Raw genomic sequence first — 18,482 nt, 5'->3', positions numbered from 1 at the left:
AGCCCACACTTCAACGCCAAAGAGATTGAGCCTGTGGCAACGACGTTGCACAATCTCTGGTATACATGGCGGTATGATTTGAGGACGTATGCAAGGATGGATCGTAATCCCCGTATCATTGGCGTATTTAGGGGTGTTGTTTCTTATCGCCTGGTATGGTGATCGACAAAAAAGTTGGTTATATCGTTGGCGTCCTTGGATTTATAGCCTTTCGATTGCTGTGTATTGTACCTCATGGACCTTTTATGGCACGGTTGGACAAGCCAGTGCTGATATGTGGTCTTTCCTGCCTATTTATCTTGCTCCCATTCTCGTTTTTACCTTTTGTTGGCGTATTCTGGCGCGTTTAATTCTTATCACGAAACGAGAACACATTACCTCAATTGCTGACTTTATTGCCGCACGTTATGGTAAGTCACAAGGTTTAGCGATCACCGTGACGGTGATTGCGGTTGTGGGAATTTTGCCTTATATCGCTTTGCAATTGCGGGGCATTACCATGGGGTTGGAATTGGTCGCGCCAAACTTAATGACACAACTGGGTTATCAAGATTTACAAGTTTCTTGGTTTGTGGTGTTAGTGATGGCTGTCTTTACCATGCTGTTTGGTACCCGTCATATTGATAATACCGAGCATCACCGTGGCATCATGATGGCGGTGGCGTTTGAATCTGTGGTCAAATTGTTAGCGTTTTTAGTGGTAGGCATTTTTGTGGTGGTGCTTATCTATCAATCGCCTGCAATCAGTTTGTCGCAACTAAGTCGTCAGTATTATCAATCTCCGAATATTCCCACCTTATTGATCCACATGTTGCTGACGATGGCGGCGATCATTTGTTTACCGCGTCAATTCCATACCACGATCGTTGAAAATGATCAGGCGAAAGATTTGCATGTCGCAAGGCGCGTCTTCCCGCTGTATTTATTACTCATGGGGTTATTTGTGTTACCGATTGCTTGGGCCGGGCAGGCGTTGTTGGTTGGTAACAGTGCTGATTCTTATGTGATTAGCTTGCCTTTGTCGGTTGGGGCCGATCAAATTGCGCTTTTGGCGTATTTAGGTGGAACCTCGGCAGCCAGCGGTATGGTGATCGTGTCGACCATTGCGCTGACTATTATGGTTTCTAACGATTTGGTTTCTCCAATGTTATTGCGGCGCATGCGTTTATCTAGTTCTCGACCGGGGCAAATTGGCGGCTTCTTGTTGAATGTTCGTCGTGCCTTGATTGCTTTATTGCTGTTAGGCGCGTGGGGATTTTATGCCATTTTGGATAAAGTGCCGTCTTTGTCGGTGATTGGATTATTGTCATTTGCCGCGATTGCTCAGTTCGCCCCTGCTTTACTTGGTGGCTTGTATTGGCGCAAAGGTAATCGACAAGGGGTGTATGCGGGGTTAATTCTCGGCTTTGTGGTGTGGATTTTGACGTTAATGCTGCAAACCAACATGCTGGCGGGCAGTGAAGAAACCAATCTTTTAGTTTGGATGATGACGCCTCCACTATGGTTACAATCTTTGCAGCTGCAATCGTCGGATTGGGGAATGGCACTGAGTTTAGTGGTCAATAGTATGGCTTATATCTTGGTGTCATTATTAACCCGTTCAAGTTTGAGCGAGCGCTTACAAGCGGCTTCGTTTGTTGGTACTCCGCTACCTGAAAATGAAGATGTGAGCTTATATCAAAGCCGGGTTAGCGTGGCGGAATTAGAAATGTTGGCCTCGCGCTTTGTCGGCAGAAAACGCGCTCGCATGGCTTTTCAACTCTTTTGGTCACAGCAACCAGAAACCCAATTGCCTCAACAACAAGCATCTGCGCCTTTGATTCGTCATACTGAAAGAGTACTGGCTGGGGTATTTGGAGCCTCTTCCGCTCGGCTGGTTCTGACCTCGGCCTTGCAAGGTCGTAATATGCAATTGGAAGAAGTGGCAGCGATTGTCGATGAAGCTTCAGAACTGTATGACTTTAGTCGTGGTTTACTGCAAGGGGCGATTGAGCACGTTAGTCAAGGGATTGCAGTGGTGGATAAACAGTTGCGGCTGGTGGCATGGAACCAACGTTATTTAGAGCTATTTGATTTCCCCCCAGGGCTGATTCAAGTGGGCCGACCGATTGCCGATATTATTCGTCACAATGCGCAACAAGGTTTATGTGGTCCGGGAGATCCAGAAGTGCATGTGCGACGTCGAGTAGAACATTTAGAGCGAGGGACTAAGCACACGTCGTCTCGGATACGTGAAGATGGTCAAGTGATCGAAGTTCAAGGAAACCCAATGCCCGGGGGCGGATTTGTGATGAGCTTTTCTGATATCACTGCGTTTCGCCGTGCTGAGCAAGCCTTAAAAGAAGCCAATGAAACTCTGGAAGACCGAGTGCAAGAACGAACCCATGAGCTTGAGAACTTAAACACTAAATTAGTGATGGCAACGCGCGATGCCCAACAAGCGTCACAATCGAAAAGTCGATTATTGGCTGCGGTCAGCCATGATTTAATGCAACCTTTGAATGCTGCGCGTTTGTTTGCCTCCTCGTTGACGGAAACCGCGCAAGATGATCAAACCAAACAGTTTTCTGCCCACATTGAAAGTGCGCTGGGGGCGGCGGAAGATTTGATCAGCGATTTATTGGATATCTCGCGCTTAGAGTCTGGCAAGGTGCCGACCGATGTGCGTTGTTTTGAGCTGAGAGAAGTTCTGGATAAATTGGATGCGGAGTTCAGTGTGTTAGCCGCTGAGCAGAATATCCATTTTGACCGCGTGGCGACACAACTTAAAGTTAATTCAGATCCTAAGCTGTTGCGCCGAGTGTTACAGAACTTGCTGACCAATGCGTTTCGCTATAGCCAACAAGAAGCACGTCTTGGCAAGGTGGTGTTAGGGGTTAGGCGCACTCAACATCAGGTGCGTATTGAAATCTGGGATAATGGCATTGGCATTCCGTATGAGAAACAAGGCGAGATTTTTGAAGAGTTTACTCGAGTTGATGCCAACCGAGCCGACCAAGGGTTAGGGTTAGGGCTTGCCATTGCGCGCGGGATTACCCGCTTATTGGATCATAAATTAGAGCTGCGCTCTTGGCCGCAACAGGGAACGGTGTTTTCTGTCACTTTGCCGCGTTGTCATCAATCCTTGAGTACGGTTAAAAAAGAGAACTGGGTGCAGCCGGCGCCGCTGGCCAATATTAAAGTGTTGTGTGTTGATAATGAGCCAGACATTTTATTGGGCATGAAAACCTTACTCACCCGGTGGGGATGTGAGGTGCGTACAGCGGTCGATTTAAAGCAAAGTTTACAAGCCTTGGAGCAAGATTGGTGCCCAGAGGTAGTTTTTTCTGATTATCATTTGGATCAAGGTAAAACCGGCTTGCAGGTGTTGTATCAACTAAGAGCCCAATTAGGGAACAGCTTTGTGGGAGTGGTGATCAGCGCTGATCGCTCCGATGATGTCAATCAAGCCATTCAACAAGGTGGTTTCCAGTTCTTGACTAAACCAGTCAAACCATTGAAATTAAGAGCCATATTAAATCGTTTATAAGGATGTAGAACATGATGGGTGAATATCAAACCAAGCAAGGGGTATTAGTCGAAATTTACCAAGGGCAAGTGCGTATTGCGATGGGTGGTTTAGTAGTGAGTGATAAAGTGGACAATCTGCACGCCATCACGATTAATACTCCAGACGGTCAAACCAGCAGTTATCTTGCGATTGATGATTCTAATGCCTTGTTGTTTGTGGAAGATTTAACCGAGCTTGAAGCTGTCGCGCAAGTGTTGGGGATTGAGGTTGAGAAAGGTTAATACTCTCTAGACCCTAGACCCTAGACCCTAGACCCTAGAGGTAGGTGCTGAATATTTACCGCAATCAATATAGGTATTAAGTCGCTTTAATATGCTTGTCACAGAAAGCTGTCCTCCAGGAACCAGGAACTCAAAAGCCCGAAGTATTGACACTTCGGGCTTGTTCGTTTTAGCAAGACTGTACACCATTCAGATTAGTGATCGTGCGCGGCGCCTGCTCCTTTTGGATAACGGATAGATTCCACCATGTCCTGTACATCTTTGGGTACTTCTGCAGTGAATTTGTTGACCACAATCGAAACCACAAAGTTCAAACACATGCCTAGCGTACCAATTCCTTCAGGGCTGATGCCGAAGAACCAGTTATCTGGCGTACTAGCCGCTGGGTTAATAAATTTGAAGTAGATGATGTAAGCGGCAGTAAAGGCAATACCTGTCACCATACCGGCAATCGCACCTTCTTTGTTCATCTTCTTATAGAAAATACCTAAGATGATGGCCGGGAAGAACGAGGCTGCCGCAAGACCAAAGGCAAAGGCTACCACTTGCGCCACAAAGCCGGGAGGGTTAATACCTAAGTAGCCGGCCCCGACAATCGCAACGGCAGCAGCAATCCGAGCGTAAATCAATTCCTGTTTATCACTCATATTGGGTTTAAATTCTTTCTTCAATAAGTCGTGAGAAATTGAGGTTGAGATCACCAAGAGCAATCCAGCCGCTGTCGACAGTGCCGCCGCTAAACCACCGGCCGCCAAGAGTGCTACTACCCAGTTAGGTAATTTTGCAAGCTCAGGAGAAGCCAGTACGATGATGTCACGGTTGATGTTCATCTCATTACGCTCATCGCCAGAGTAGAACATTTTGCCATCTCCGTTCTTGTCTTCCCAAGAAACAAGACCAGTGCTTTGCCAGTTGTTGTACCAGCTTGGGGCATTTTCAACCGCAACCCCTTGTTGATCTGGGCCGTTAATGGTTTCAATCAAGTTGACACGAGCAAATGATGCTACTGCTGGAGCGGTGGTATAAAGTAGTGAGATGAATAGAAGTGCCCAACCAGCTGAGATACGTGCATCTTTCACTTTTGGTACGGTGAAGAAACGAATAATGACGTGCGGTAAACCCGCCGTACCTACCATGAGTGCCGCGGTAATGAAGAAGATGTCTACGGTACTTTTTGAACCATCAATGTAGGAGTTAAAGCCCAATTCTTGCGTTAACCCTTCTAAGCGATCCATGAGATAGACATCAGAGCCAGAGATAGTGGAACCCATACCGATTTGTGGGAACACATGTCCTGTCATCATAATTGAGGTGAAAACCGCAGGCACAAGGAAAGCAAAAATCAGTACGCAGAATTGTGCAACCTGAGTATAGGTAATGCCTTTCATGCCGCCTAATACCGCATAGAAGAATACAATCGCCATCCCAATGATGATGCCGAGGTTAATGTCGACTTCTAAGAAGCGGGCAAACACCACACCAACACCACGCATTTGGCCTGCCACATAAGTGAATGACACAAAGATGGCACAGAAGATAGCCACTAAGCGTGCAGTACGAGAGTAATAACGGTCACCGATAAAGTCAGGAACCGTGAACTTGCCGAATTTACGTAAATAAGGGGCTAAGCAAAGGGCTAATAATACGTAACCGCCAGTCCAGCCCATTAAGTAAACCGAACCGTCGTAGCCGGCAAAAGAAATGATACCTGCCATTGAAATGAAAGAGGCTGCTGACATCCAGTCGGCAGCGGTCGCCATACCATTGGCAACAGGGTGAACCCCACCGCCAGCGACATAGAATTCACTGGTTGAGCCCGCGCGCGCCCAAATTGCAATGCCGATATACAACGCAAAGGTGATACCGACGAGAATAAACGTCCAAGTTTGAATATCCATATAAACCCCTTAGTCTTCCTGAACTTTGTATTTTTTATCAAGCGCATTCATACGCGCGACATACACGAAGATCAGCGCAACGAAGGTATAAATTGACCCTTGCTGGGCAAACCAGAATCCTAATTTAAAACCTGCAAATTGGATGGTGTTGAGTGCATCGACAAATAAAATGCCGGCACAATAAGACACCACAAACCAAATGGTCAGCAGTGTCGCCATAATACCTAGGTTTTCCTTCCAATAGGCTTGAGCATGTTGATCCGATTCAAACGCCATGGCCCTTCTCCTTTGTTGTACTTATTGTTATCCCTCAAATTTCAAGGGTGTTTTATGTTAATAAAAAGTAACAATCAAACGATAGCAGCACTATGGCAAAGCAGCTTTGCAACTTTAGTCGGGCGAGAAAGTGGTGGTATTTCAAAGGAAAGAGGGTTTTTGTGAAGTCGGTTGTAATAATTTAGCCTAGCTTTCGATGAAGGCTAGGCTAAGGTCTAATAAGGTTAGGCTAAGGTCTAATAGGGAAATCTATTTTAGACGATGAATTGGGGTTAAAAATAAAAGTCTCGAATCCCCATTAATAAGTTATTGACTGCCACGGCGGCCAAAATAAGCCCCATCACTCGGCTAATAATGGCCGCGCCCACATTACCGATGAGTTTATGAATGCTGCTCGCACCTAGCAATAACGCCAAGGTTGCCAATAAAACTAACACCATGACTCCGGCGGTTAAGCTTTGATCAATAATCGAATTACGATGATTGTCGGTCAATAACACAATCGCCATCATGGCACCTGGGGAGGCAATCGATGGAATAGCTAAAGGGTAGACCGCTAAATTAGCCAATTCTGAGCGACCTAATTGTTTGCTGAGTTTGGTTTCTTGAGCCGGTTTGCCTTCTCCAAAAATCATACTCAAGGCGAACAGTAAGAGCACTAAACCGCCCGCCGCTTGGAAAGCCGGTAATGGGATTTGCATGGCTTCGAGCAAAATTTGTCCCATGATTAAGAAGAACAGCAACACGCCAGTGGCAATACCTACTGCTTTCAATGCCACCAGTCGTTTTTGTTTACTGGTTAAGCCATGTGTTTGAGAAAGATAAACTGGAACGGTGCCGACAGGATCAATGACCGCCCATAACACAACAAATTGGGTGATTAAGATGGTTAACAAAAGACTTCCTTTTTAAATAGCTATCCTAGATACAAGAGATGATGACTGACCGAGGGCGGTGAGAAAACCGAGCGCGGTCAGTAACCGTTAATCTTCTTGGTGCGAAGGTAATACCACTCCCACAGTGGTAATTCGACGATGAACTATATCACGAATAAAGAGGGTGACAGCGCCAAATTCTTTCCCTACATCTTGTTGGGGTTGACCTTCAAATGCCCTCATTAATACTTCAGCCAATGATAAGTGATCTTCGAGTGGCAAGGTAATGCCATAAGCGTGTCGCATATCACCAACTGTGGTAACACCTCTTAATAATAGCTCACGATCTGCTAATGCGGGACTTGGTTGCTCATCAACACTGGCACAGGCTAAGTCAACAAAATCGTGGGCTTCCGGTGTCATCATTATGAATAAATGATCGCCCGCGAGCAGTCGCGTTGAACCTCGAGGAGGGATCACTTTGCTTCCACGAGAGATCATCGCCACTAAACTGCCATCGGGTAGCGCCATTTCTGATAAGTGGCGTCCGGCGGCACGTGAGTCTTCGCCTAATTGATATTGTACGATTTCGGTATCACTTTCCCCTAAGGTTGTGATTTCTAAGGTCGCACCCGGAGTCGGTGGTGGTGGCTCGGTTAGCCCTAACTGTTTGGCCGCTAAAGGTAAGGTTGAACCTTGAATCGTGGCTGAAATTAAGACCACGAAAAATACCACATTAAAAATAATTTCCGCATTGGGAAGACCGTACATTAACGGGTAAATCGCTAAAATGATCGGCACTGAGCCTCGTAAGCCAACCCACGATACTAAGGTGCTTTCCCGCTTGTTAAAGCCAAAGAAATGCAGAATAGGGTAAATTGCCAAAGGCCTTGCAACTAAGGTTAACACAGTGGCAATCAACAAGCCTTCCACCCAAACATCTAACAGTGAGGATGGGTTAATTAACAGCCCTAAGATCACGAACATGGTGATTTGACCGAGCCAAGCCAGTCCATCATGAAATAAGAAGGTACTTCTTTGAAAGACAAAGCGGCTGTTACCAATGACCACACCGGTTATAAAAATGGCGAGGAAGCCACTGCCGCCTAAGTTGGCGCTGATGCCAAAAGATAACAAACCAAGAGCCGCAACCATGACTGGATATAAGCCTGAAGTGGTGAGGTTAATGTTATTAATAATACGAACAGCAACCCAGCCACAGCCTAAGCCGACCAGAGAACCTACGCCCATTTGTTGTAAAAACAGCATCAAAAGGCCAGTACCCGGTTCGATTTTATGGGTCATAACTTCTAATAACCCGACGGTTAGGAAAATCGCCATTGGGTCGTTGGTGGCACTTTCAATTTCCAGGGTTGATTTTAAGCGAGAGTTAATGTGAATGCCGGCTGTACGCAGTAAGGAGAAAACGGCGGCGGCATCGGTTGAGCCGACAATCGCACCGATTAATAGACCGTACAGTAAAGAGGTATCTAGAATATAAGCCGCGGCAACCCCAGTCACTATGGTGGTGATCAAGACCCCAAAGGTGGCCAAAATAGATGCGGGTTTCCAAACTTGTTTTATCGAAGCGGTAGGGGTTTGTAGGCCACCATCAAACAAAATAATGGCTAAAGCGATTGAGCCTAATGAATGGGCGATTTGCGCATTATCGAAATAAATGCCTCCCGGGCCATCTTCCCCGGCGAGCATGCCGACAATTAAGAACATGACCAGTAACGGCAAGCCTAAACGTGCCGATAATTTGCTTGAAATAATCCCTAATACCAGTAAAACGGCAGCTAATAAAATCAGTTGATCAATAATAAACATAGGCGACACTCTTCATTAACGTTATAAGATGGAAGAGAAAAATTTGTCGCTACACAGCAACTCAGCTCATGGTCTTTGAGCAAAAAATAAAGACGACGAATATGAGCGCAGAGGCTCATTGCTGAGTTTGGGTAGAAATGGAGACGACCTTAAGAAAATACCATGTTTTTAATAAGATACCGAGTAAGTCAGCAAGTATTTTTTAATTATCTGTTTCTAATTGTTGCAATAAGATCACCGCTTGCGTGCGATTTTTGACATCCAGTTTGCGGAAGATCGCCGTCATGTGCGCTTTAATCGTTGCTTCAGAGACATTAAGCTCATAAGCGATTTGTTTATTCAGCAAACCATCGGATAACATGCCGAGCACTTTGTACTGCTGTGGGGTTAAAGAGGCGAGTTTTTGCGTCAAGGCATCGCATGCTTCATGGTGTTGCAATAAGGTCTCAGGAAAGAAAGGATCGCCATTTAATACTTGGTTTAGCGCATTATTAAGCTCACGCATATCACTGGATTTAGGAATGAAACCAAAAGCGCCATGACTTTTGACTTGGCTAACCACGCTTGATTCTTCACTCGCGGAAATTACCACAATCGGTAGGTCGGGGTATTCGGCTCTCAGTTGGATTAAACCGGACATACCGTTTGAGCCTGGCATTTTTAAATCCAAGAGTAATAAGTCAGGTTCCTCTACTTTTTCTAATAACGTCAGAAGAGCATCGAGAGAGTCGGCTTCCAGCAGATTAGCCCCACTGATCGCCATGTGGATCGATTGAAATAAGGCATTACGAAAAAGAGGATGATCGTCCGCGATGATAATGTTGTATGTCGAATCCATGACAATAAGTTCACTGTTTAAGTAACAATGAACTTATTATTGACTGGTTTACTTTGAGTCTCAACACAGCAAGTACAAAAGTCTGAACCATATCCGACTTTTGTCTAATACGTATCCGTAATGAGTTGGTTTTTGCTCAGATGTTGCAAGAAATCTTGTGCATTCATAAACCCAGTAATACGAGCTTGTGAAAGGTAGTTGCCTTGGGGATCCCAAAACTCGATGGTGGGTAAACCAAGCACGTTCATTTTTTGCATCAAAGCAATATCATCGGCGGTGGCGGCGGTGACATCCACTTGGATCAGCTCAATATTAGCTAATTGAGCGGAGACTTTAGGATCGTGGAAAGTGTATTTCTCAAATTCCTTACAGGCGACACACCAATCGGCATAAAAATCAAACATCACGGCTTTATTGTCTGCCTTTGCTTGTGCCAAGATTTGCTCTAACTCATTCACGGTTTTGATACGAGTAAAGGCGACTTGATTTTGCGTGGTGGCATGGTTGGAGGTCGCAGTCGGTAAGATGCCCGCCAGTTGTAAGCCAAAGTAGGCTGAAAAAACCAATCCAAGGGTCGCAACAATGCCTAACAAGCTTTGTTTCCAATTGCCTTGTTGCATGGTGTTTTTGACATGATAGAGCCAACCAAAGGCGGCGAGACCTAGTATAACCCACAAGGCTTGTGCCCACAGCTCAGGTAAGATGCGTTCTAACAAGAATAGCGGCGCTGCCAATAAAATAAAACCAAAGAAAACCTTCACTCGGTTCATCCATTCGCCAGCTTGAGGCAGTAATTTGTTGCCAAAAACAGCGACCGCAATTAAAGGAATCCCCATCCCAATCGCTAAAGCGTATAAAGCGATGGCACCGGTTAATAGATCGCCACTTTGTGCCACATACAATAAAGCGCCAGACAAGGGGGCGGTGGTACACGGTGAGCACACCAGACCGGAAATAATGCCCATCACAAACACCCCAGTTAAGTTGCCACCTTGCTGTTTATTGCTTTGGTTGTTAAGCCAAGTTTGCAGACGGCTGGGTAATTGAATGGTGTAGAGACCAAACATCGACAACGACAATAAAACAAACAACACACTTAACACAATTAATACTGCCGGTGACTGAAGTGCAGCCTGAAATTGTACGCCAAGCGAGGCCACAACCAGCCCCAGTAGCATATACGTCAGTGCCATACCTTGCACATAAACAAAGGAGAGCTTAAAGGCTTTCTTAGCTTCTAAGCGGCCGCCACCTAGGACGATTCCGGTTAAAATAGGGTACATAGGTAAGACACACGGGGTGAAGGCAAGCCCTATTCCTAAAGCCAAAAAGAGTAATGGAGTCCACCAATGTTGTGCCAGTTGATCGGCAATATTGGCATCGCGTGAGCCCGCCGCTTGAGGGTTGGCCTTGGTAGCTGAAGAGTTTGTGGCACGCGCCGTTGCGGTTGTCGTCTGAGCGTCAGCTGATGGGGTCTGCGCAGTCGAGCTTACTGGCGTCGTATTTAATGAAGCAGTCTCTAGTGGAACTGTCTCTAATGGAGCCGTATCTAACGGAACAATACGAGTTTCAGGTGGGTAGCAAAATCCGGTCGTAGCACAACCTTGATATTGTACGATCAGTTCGGCGTTATCTTTAATGTTATCCAGTTGAATATCGACAGAGACTGGCTCAGTAAAAATATGCACATCACCAAAAAATTCATCGTTATGAAAGGTGCCTTCGGGCAGAAGGGTATTCACGATCTGGGCATCTTTGGTTTGGAATGAAAACCGTTCGCGATATAAGTAGTAACCCGGCTTAACCTGCCAATCTAAGGTAATAGTGGCACCGTGCTGAATAAAGTTGAAAGGAAAAGCTTGGTCAACCGGTACGAAACGATTATTGGTCATTGGGGAAGAGGCAAAATCGGCCAACGGATTTTCTGCTGAGTCAAAATTGACCGCTTGAGCAGAGCTAGCTATTAAGCTCAATAAAAGCATAAACGAAAAGCGTAACAAAGACATAAGGTTTCGAGCTTCCAACAAAAAGAGTGATTGTGAGTGTCAGACCACGGAGATGAGGCTGGGTTTCATGACGAGTATATCATAGCCAGTTTTATAAGAAGGTTTGAAGAGCAGAAACGAAAAAACGAGCCCGAAGACTCGTTTTATTTTTATCAGTCAGTGTATTGAAACATTAAAGAATCAAGCCACCAAATACAAAACCGAAAGCAACGGCTGTCGCAATCGTGATCACACCTGGGATCATGAATGGGTGGTTAAAGACCCATTTACCAATACGGGTTGAGCCAGTGTCATCCATTTCTACCGCTGCTAATAGTGTTGGGTAGGTTGGTAGAACAAACAATGCGCTGACAGCTGCGAAAGAAGCAATCGCCGTTAGAGGTGAAACCCCAATCGCTAACGCCGCTGGCATTAATGCTGTGGTTGTTGCACCTTGTGAGTAAAGCAACATAGAAGCAAAGAATAGAGTAATAGCCAACATCCAAGGGTATTGTTGTAGCAAGTCACCAGCAAACTCTTTGATTTCAGTTAAGTGAGCAGACACAAAGGTATCACCAAGCCATGCAACACCAAGTACACAGATACAAGCACTCATACCAGAACGGAAGGTTGCCGCCGTTGTGATTTTGTTGGTATCCAGCTTACAAAAGGTCACCATCGCAGCCGCTGCGGATAGCATGATCGCCATAATTGCTTGGTTACGGTCAATGTGAGGGTTGGTGATTACCCCAATTGAATCACTGATTAACGTGGCGTAAATCACTACAACCGTAATCGCAATTGCAAAGATATAAACGGACAGTTTGGCACTTGCAGTCGCAGCAACTTGTTTTGATTTTTTCAGTTGAATTTGACCTTTTGCCATTTTCTCTTGGTAAACCGCATCATCTTTTAGTTCACAACCCATGAAGTTGGCAACAAAGGCACCGACCATACAAGCAAGGAAAGTGGTTGGGATACAAATAAGAAGTAGGTGTAAATAGCTAACGCCAAAAGGTTCAAGCAAACCGGCAAAGTAAACAACGGCCGCTGAGATTGGAGAAGCGGTAATCGCAATTTGTGAAGCGATAACAGCAATTGAAAGCGGACGAGAAGGACGAACGCCTTGTTCTTTAGCTACTTCAGCAATAACAGGTAAGGTTGAAAACGCCGTATGGCCTGTCCCTGCTAATAAAGTCATAAAGTAAGTTACGATAGGCGCATAAAAGGTGATACGTTTTGGATTCTTACGTAAAAATTGTTCAGCTAACGTGACTAACCAGTCCATACCACCAGCAACTTGCATGGAAGCAATGGCTGTGATCACCGATGCGATGATCAAAATAACATCAATTGGAATCGTACCAGCGTCTAAACCAAAAATCATGGTTAGTACCACCACGCCAGCACCGCCAGCAAACCCTATGCCTATGCCACCCATCCGGGCTCCGAGATAGATAAAGAGAAGTACAATAAAAAGTTGTATGAGCATGTTATATCGCCTTTTTTATATTCTTAAAATTAACCTGAAATAGAGATGCGTCTAATGTTGGGTAGGCATCTCTATCTCACGTTAATCTTTGTGTCGTTCAAAAGAGAGGGAACGCTTAACGTTCCCTCTTTATAATGATAGCGACGATTAGTTGTAACGTTTCGCTTTGTATTGTGGGTGCATTAGGTTTTCAGGTGAGAAGATCTCGTCAAGTTCTTCTTCAGTTAGCAAGCCACGGTCAAGAACGATTTCACGTACACTCTTACCAGTTTCAGCACAGATTTTACCCACGATGTCACCTTGGTGGTGGCCAATGTATGGGTTTAGGTAAGTGACGATACCGATAGAGTTGAATACGTATGCTTCACACACTTCTTTGTTCACTGTGATGCCGTCAACGCATTTATCACGTAAGTTAACACAAGCATTCTTCAGGATTTCTAGTGATTCAAACATACATTGTGCAATCACAGGTTCCATTACGTTCAACTGTAATTGACCGCCTTCAGCTGCAAAAGAAAGAGCAGTATCGTTACCTAGTACTTTAAAGCACACTTGGTTAACGACTTCTGGGATTACTGGGTTTACTTTTGCAGGCATGATTGAAGAACCAGCTTGTAGCTCAGGTAGGTTCAATTCATTTAAGCCAGCACGAGGGCCAGAAGATAATAGACGTAAGTCATTACAGATTTTAGATAGTTTAACTGCAAGACGTTTTAGCGCGCCGTGTGCCATAACGTAAGCACCACAGTCAGAGGTTGCTTCGATTAAGTCTTCGGCAGGTACACACTCAAGACCAGTCACTTCTGATAGGTGTTTTACGGCTAATGCTTGGTATTCAGGTGCTGCGTTTAAGCCAGTACCGATAGCAGTTGCGCCTAAGTTCACTTCAAGCAATAGTTTTGAGATGTATTGTAGGTTACGCACTTCTTCTTTTAACGTAACAGACCAAGCGTGGAATTCTTGACCCACTGTCATTGGTACGGCGTCTTGAAGTTGGGTACGACCCATTTTAATAACGGTGTCGAACTCAGTGCTCTTAAGATCTAAAGAACCACGTAGGTATTCTACGGCATCAATAGTTTTCATGATGCTATTGTAAACTGCTACACGGAAACCAGTAGGGTAAGCACAGTTAGTTGATTGGCTCTTATTGACGTGATCATTTGGGTTGATGAAGTCATATTGACCTTTTTCTTTACCCATTAGCTCTAGTGCTAAGTTGGCAATCACTTCGTTAGCATTCATGTTCACAGAAGTGCCTGCGCCACCTTGGAATACGTCAGAAGGGAATTGGTCCATGCATTTGCCAGTGGTTAAGATAACGTCACAAGCTTGAATGATGTAATCACTGATGTCTGCTGGTAAAACGCCGATTTCTTTGTTTGCAAGTGCAGCGGCTTTTTTAGTCATTACCATGCCACGAACGAATTCTGGTACATCAGAAATAGTGGCCGTTGAGATATTGAAGTTCTCTACAGCACGTACAGTGTGGATACCGTAATATGCTTCAGCTGGTACTTCACGAGTACCCAATAAGTCTTCTTCAATGCGGAATTGTTGGACAGGTGTATCAATAGTTACTGTAGTCATTGGATGGATCCTATAAGCATGAATGCTAATAAAAAAAAATCTTTGGTCAGTTGCTAGAATCCATTCACTGCAGACTGGCTTGCTTTTATGTATGGCGGTAATCATACCCCTTTAGAGTTAGAAAAATAGATCATAGATCAAGTTTTTCGCCCTGCTTGAAATCTTAATAATAGATTCCCTCTATTTGCAAATGAAATGTATCTTAGTTGTTTGTTTTTCCAAGATGGTTACGTTTTGAGATGGTTAAAATTTGAGGTAAAAAGGAGGAAAGCCTACACTAAGGTATAACTATTGGAGGTGTTTGTGTTTCCTATTCTTGTGATTCTATTTATTTGTGTTCCGATCATTGAAATCGCGCTATTTATTCAAGTCGGTGGAGTGATTGGTCTGTGGCCGACAATTGCGATTGTATTATTAACGGCATTTTTCGGAGCCTCATTAGTCCGCTCTCAAGGGATTCAGACAGTAATGTCGGTTCAATCTCGTTTACAACAAGGTGAATTACCCGCGCAACAGATTATTGAAGGCGTCATGCTGGCCGTCGCTGGGGTGCTGCTACTGACTCCTGGCTTCATGACTGACTTATTGGGGATGATTGTGTTATTGCCTGCGCCCCGTGCTTGGTTAGCTCAACAAGCAATGCAACGCGTGAAAGTTAATGCGTCATCGACTCATTTCCATAGTCAGTATGGTGATAACCCATTCCAAAACTCAGAACATGATCAGCAAGGGGATATTTTTGAAGGCGAGTTCGAAAAGCAAGCCGATGAAGATAAGAGGATAGATAAATAAAGGGTTTCTAGTCCCTAGTTTCTAGGAAGAGCGTTTTCGGATTTCGTGACTCGGGCGCTCTGCTGCTCGTGGCTTGAAAGAGTGAGAAGATGATAACGAGATGCGTGAACGCTTCGCTCCGAGTCCTTCATCTGAGCGATGATACTTTCGCTCTTACGCGCAACCCGAAACTCGTCACCCGCAACAAAAGCGCTTTTCGGCTCTCGAGCGAAGCGTCCTCGAGTCTCGTTTCTTTCTTTTCTTAGCTCTTGTCTTTTGCTTCTCCTAGGGACCAGGAACCAGCAACCTAGTTCCCTTTACTCTTAAACCGCCCCTTCAAATCCCATTTGTCGCCACGCTTCAAAAGCAATAATAGCAACCGCATTGGACAAGTTTAGGCTACGGCTTTCAGGCATCATAGGAATACGGATGCGTTGTTCCATCGGTAAAGCCTTGATTAAATCAGCTGGCAAGCCTCGGGTTTCTGGCCCAAATAATAACACATCGCCTGGTTGATATTGAGCATCCACATGATGGCCTGTGGTTTTAGTGGTACAAGCAAAAATACGGAAATTGTCACCACGTTGTTGGCGTAAGTATTCTAAAAAGGCGGCGTAATCTTTATGGCGCTTTACTCGCGCAAGATCATGATAATCCAACCCAGCTCGGCGTACTTTCTTTTCTTCTAAATCAAATCCCAGCGGCTCAATCAAATGTAAGTTAGCGCCACAGTTTGCGCATAAGCGAATGATGTTGCCTGTATTAGGCGCGATTTCGGGTTCATATAAAGCAATATCAAACATGATGAGCCTGCATAGTCAGTAATAGAGTCATAAAAATGGAGCCAGTATCATAGCAGCAACCGCCTAGAGGTTGAATTACAAATCCAAAGGCAAGGTAATTTGGACGGCTAACCCGCCGTGTTGACTGCGCAGGGCGGTGATTTGTCCATTATGTTGGGTGATCACGCTATGAGTGATCGCCAGTCCTAAGCCTGCTCCTCCACTGTGCCGTTCTCTGGCGGTTGAAACTCGATAAAAGGGGCGGAAAATAGCTTCTAGTTCTTCTTTGTCGACTCCAGGGCCATCATCTTCAATGGTAATAATTAAACTCGATTGTTGCTTCACAGTGACCTGTTTAAAGTCAACCCATACGGAATGCTCACAATAACGAATGGCATTGCGGATCACGTTCTCGACCGCGCTGATCAATAAATTTGGATTGCCAGTCATCACGGCCTTGGGAATGGCGCTACAAATGAGGCTTTTCTTTTGTTGCTCGGCTTCAAATTTGCCATCTTCAATGGTTTCCGCCCACAATTCGGCGACCGAGAGATTTTGCTGTATTTGGTGTGAGTCGATTTGCTGACGCGATAATTCCAATAATTCATTGATCATCAATTCAAGGCGCTCGGCTTCCATATCAATGCGAGCAAGTTCGGCGCTGTCTCCTTGTTTACGAATTGCGAGTGCGTTAGCCATGCGTAACCGGGTTAAGGGAGAGCGTAATTCATGTGAAATATTGGACAATAAACGTTGCTGCTCAGAAATCTTGTTATTAATCGCCATCACCATTTGATTAAAACTGGCACCGGCTTGTTTAAATTCGCTAGGGCCTTTTTCTAATTCGGGATCCAATTCAATGATGCCACGAGCAACTTTTTGCGCTGCCTTTTCTAAGCGCATGGCCGGTTTACTTAATGCCCAAGCAAGCCAGAGTAAGAGTGGGGTGCTGGCGAGCATTACCGCCAATAATAATTGTAAAGGTCGATCGAGCAGTTGTAATAAAAAGGGCGGCGGCTGATGCCAGCGAATAGCAAAGTACATGTTCAGTTCATGTTGAGCAATCACGACCGGTAAGGGGCCTGCAATCATCAAGCGTCCATAAAGGCGTTGCTGAGGAAAGTTGGACTTATCGGATTGAGTAATGAAGTTGTTTAAGGCGCGCGCTCTCATGCCCGAGGGTGGGTTTAACCAGTGACCTTCCGTATCGTTAAAATAATAATTTAAGCGGCCACTATCGACATTACTACGCTCAATTTGTTTGATGCTAGCTCTGATGGATGAACTATTTTGGTAGTTACTGGTGATGGTTTGGGCTTGATTTTGCAAGTCTTTCAACGAGTTTGCAGGGACATCATGCAGCTGTCTTGGGTCAAGTTGAGAAGCCGCTAGAACGGTAATGAGCACCAAAAGCATCGTCAGCCAAAAAATGGCAAAGATTCGGCCATATAAGCTAGAAAACTTCGGCAGGTTCATTATTGATCCTCAATCATTAAATAGCCTTTACCACGTAAGGTTTTGATTAAATTCAGCTCGCTGTGTTCTGATAATTTTTTACGTAGGTTAGAGACATGCATATCAATCGCGCGATCAAAAGGACTGAGGCGTTTACCTAAAACTTCTAAACTGAGATCTTCTTTACTGATCGATTGTCCTAAATGTTCCAAGAAATACTGTAATAGAGAAAACTCCGTAGTGGTCAAATCCAGTAACTGCTCGTGGTAATAGGCTTCTTGTTTGCCCGGAAAGAGTTTTAAACCATGTGGGCTCAATCCTTCCTCGTCCTCTTGTTTATGCGGCTGAGTCCGACGCAAAATTGCGCGGATGCGTGCCATTAACTCTCGATCACTAAACGGTTTGGGTAGATAGTCATCGGCCCCGAGTTCTAAGCCGATCACGCGATCTACTTCTTCGCCTTTGGCGGTCAACATCAACACCGGAGTCTGCCAGTGCTGTCTTAATTGCTTGAGCATCTCCATTCCGTTCATTTTCGGCATCATGATATCTAATAAAATAAGGTCGATATCAGCATTAATGGCATCTAACCCTTGTTGCCCATCATTGGCTTGAGAAACGGTAAAACCTTCTAAGGTGAGGATATCTTCAAGTAATGCTGTTAATTCAGTGTCGTCATCGACTAAGAGAATATGTGTCATAAGTAACCGCCTTATAAGGAGGATAGGAGTAATCTAAGGATAACATTATCTCTGTTTTTTAGAGAAAAACGACATCGCTGACACGGATTTACATTGTTTTACGTACTCGATACACCCTTTTACATTCCATCCTCTATTCTAAATAACATCATTGAAGCGCAGCAGATAATAAGTTGGCTGCAATTAACCTCCAA

Annotated in this window: 14 protein-coding genes; 3 read left to right on the top strand and 11 right to left on the bottom strand. The window is 44.9% G+C overall.

Features of this window, described 5'->3' with window-relative positions; all coding sequences use genetic code 11:
- The first annotated feature begins 88 nt into the window (after positions 1–88).
- Together VCA1004_RS10740 and VCA1004_RS10735 are read left to right on the top strand one after the other, a co-directional pair.
- The gene (locus tag VCA1004_RS10740; protein ID WP_086981750.1) at positions 89–3,529 is read left to right on the top strand and encodes a hybrid sensor histidine kinase/response regulator; all 3,441 of its coding nucleotides are present in this window, start codon (positions 89–91) and stop codon (positions 3,527–3,529) included.
- A gap of 11 nt (positions 3,530–3,540) precedes the next feature.
- Entirely contained in the window at positions 3,541–3,792 is a 252-nt protein-coding gene (locus VCA1004_RS10735) for a hypothetical protein (RefSeq protein WP_086981749.1), read from the top strand.
- 194 nt (positions 3,793–3,986) lie between these two features.
- Here VCA1004_RS10735 and VCA1004_RS10730 read toward each other — a convergent pair whose 3' ends face one another.
- From VCA1004_RS10730 to aspA, 8 genes are all read right to left on the bottom strand, one after another.
- Complete coding sequence (locus VCA1004_RS10730; RefSeq protein WP_086981748.1) at positions 3,987–5,690, bottom strand: sodium:solute symporter family protein; 1,704 nt, start codon at positions 5,688–5,690, stop codon at positions 3,987–3,989.
- 9 nt (positions 5,691–5,699) lie between these two features.
- Entirely contained in the window at positions 5,700–5,966 is a 267-nt protein-coding gene (locus tag VCA1004_RS10725; RefSeq protein ID WP_086981747.1) for a DUF4212 domain-containing protein, read from the bottom strand.
- 272 nt (positions 5,967–6,238) lie between these two features.
- Positions 6,239–6,862: a MarC family protein gene (locus tag VCA1004_RS10720; protein WP_086981746.1), complete on the bottom strand. Its 624-nt coding sequence runs from the start codon at positions 6,860–6,862 to the stop codon at positions 6,239–6,241.
- 87 nt (positions 6,863–6,949) lie between these two features.
- Entirely contained in the window at positions 6,950–8,671 is a 1,722-nt protein-coding gene (locus VCA1004_RS10715) for a potassium/proton antiporter (protein ID WP_086981745.1), read from the bottom strand.
- Positions 8,672–8,873: 202 nt separating this feature from the next.
- Positions 8,874–9,509, bottom strand: coding sequence for a response regulator (locus VCA1004_RS10710; protein ID WP_086981744.1), 636 nt, complete (start codon positions 9,507–9,509; stop codon positions 8,874–8,876).
- A gap of 104 nt (positions 9,510–9,613) precedes the next feature.
- On the bottom strand, positions 9,614–11,515 hold the full coding sequence (locus VCA1004_RS10705; protein ID WP_086981743.1) for a protein-disulfide reductase DsbD: 1,902 nt from the start codon (positions 11,513–11,515) through the stop codon (positions 9,614–9,616).
- Between the two features lie 172 nt (positions 11,516–11,687).
- Entirely contained in the window at positions 11,688–12,986 is a 1,299-nt protein-coding gene (locus VCA1004_RS10700; protein WP_086981742.1) for an anaerobic C4-dicarboxylate transporter, read from the bottom strand.
- Positions 12,987–13,133: 147 nt separating this feature from the next.
- Positions 13,134–14,579, bottom strand: coding sequence for an aspartate ammonia-lyase (aspA, locus tag VCA1004_RS10695; RefSeq protein WP_086981741.1), 1,446 nt, complete (start codon positions 14,577–14,579; stop codon positions 13,134–13,136).
- Between the two features lie 303 nt (positions 14,580–14,882).
- Between aspA and VCA1004_RS10690 the strand changes: the two genes are divergently transcribed.
- Positions 14,883–15,371: an FxsA family protein gene (locus VCA1004_RS10690; protein ID WP_086984581.1), complete on the top strand. Its 489-nt coding sequence runs from the start codon at positions 14,883–14,885 to the stop codon at positions 15,369–15,371.
- Positions 15,372–15,673: 302 nt separating this feature from the next.
- On the opposite strand, the gene trmL is transcribed toward VCA1004_RS10690, so the two are convergent.
- The 3 genes from trmL to VCA1004_RS10675 all read right to left on the bottom strand — a co-directional run bounded on the left by trmL (position 15,674) and on the right by VCA1004_RS10675 (position 18,288).
- Positions 15,674–16,153: a tRNA (uridine(34)/cytosine(34)/5-carboxymethylaminomethyluridine(34)-2'-O)-methyltransferase TrmL gene (trmL, locus tag VCA1004_RS10685; RefSeq protein ID WP_086981740.1), complete on the bottom strand. Its 480-nt coding sequence runs from the start codon at positions 16,151–16,153 to the stop codon at positions 15,674–15,676.
- 75 nt (positions 16,154–16,228) lie between these two features.
- The gene (gene cpxA / locus VCA1004_RS10680) at positions 16,229–17,608 is read right to left on the bottom strand and encodes an envelope stress sensor histidine kinase CpxA (protein WP_086981739.1); all 1,380 of its coding nucleotides are present in this window, start codon (positions 17,606–17,608) and stop codon (positions 16,229–16,231) included.
- Positions 17,608–18,288 (bottom strand): response regulator, encoded by a 681-nt coding sequence (locus VCA1004_RS10675; protein ID WP_086981738.1) that lies wholly within the window; start codon positions 18,286–18,288, stop codon positions 17,608–17,610. The genes cpxA and VCA1004_RS10675 overlap by 1 nt, the downstream gene beginning before the upstream one ends.
- Between the last annotated feature and the right edge of the window lie 194 nt (positions 18,289–18,482).

The organism is Vibrio aphrogenes (genome assembly GCF_002157735.2).
In the GTDB taxonomy this organism is placed as follows: domain Bacteria; phylum Pseudomonadota; class Gammaproteobacteria; order Enterobacterales; family Vibrionaceae; genus Vibrio; species Vibrio aphrogenes.
This window is presented reverse-complemented; position numbering and strand designations above follow the sequence as displayed.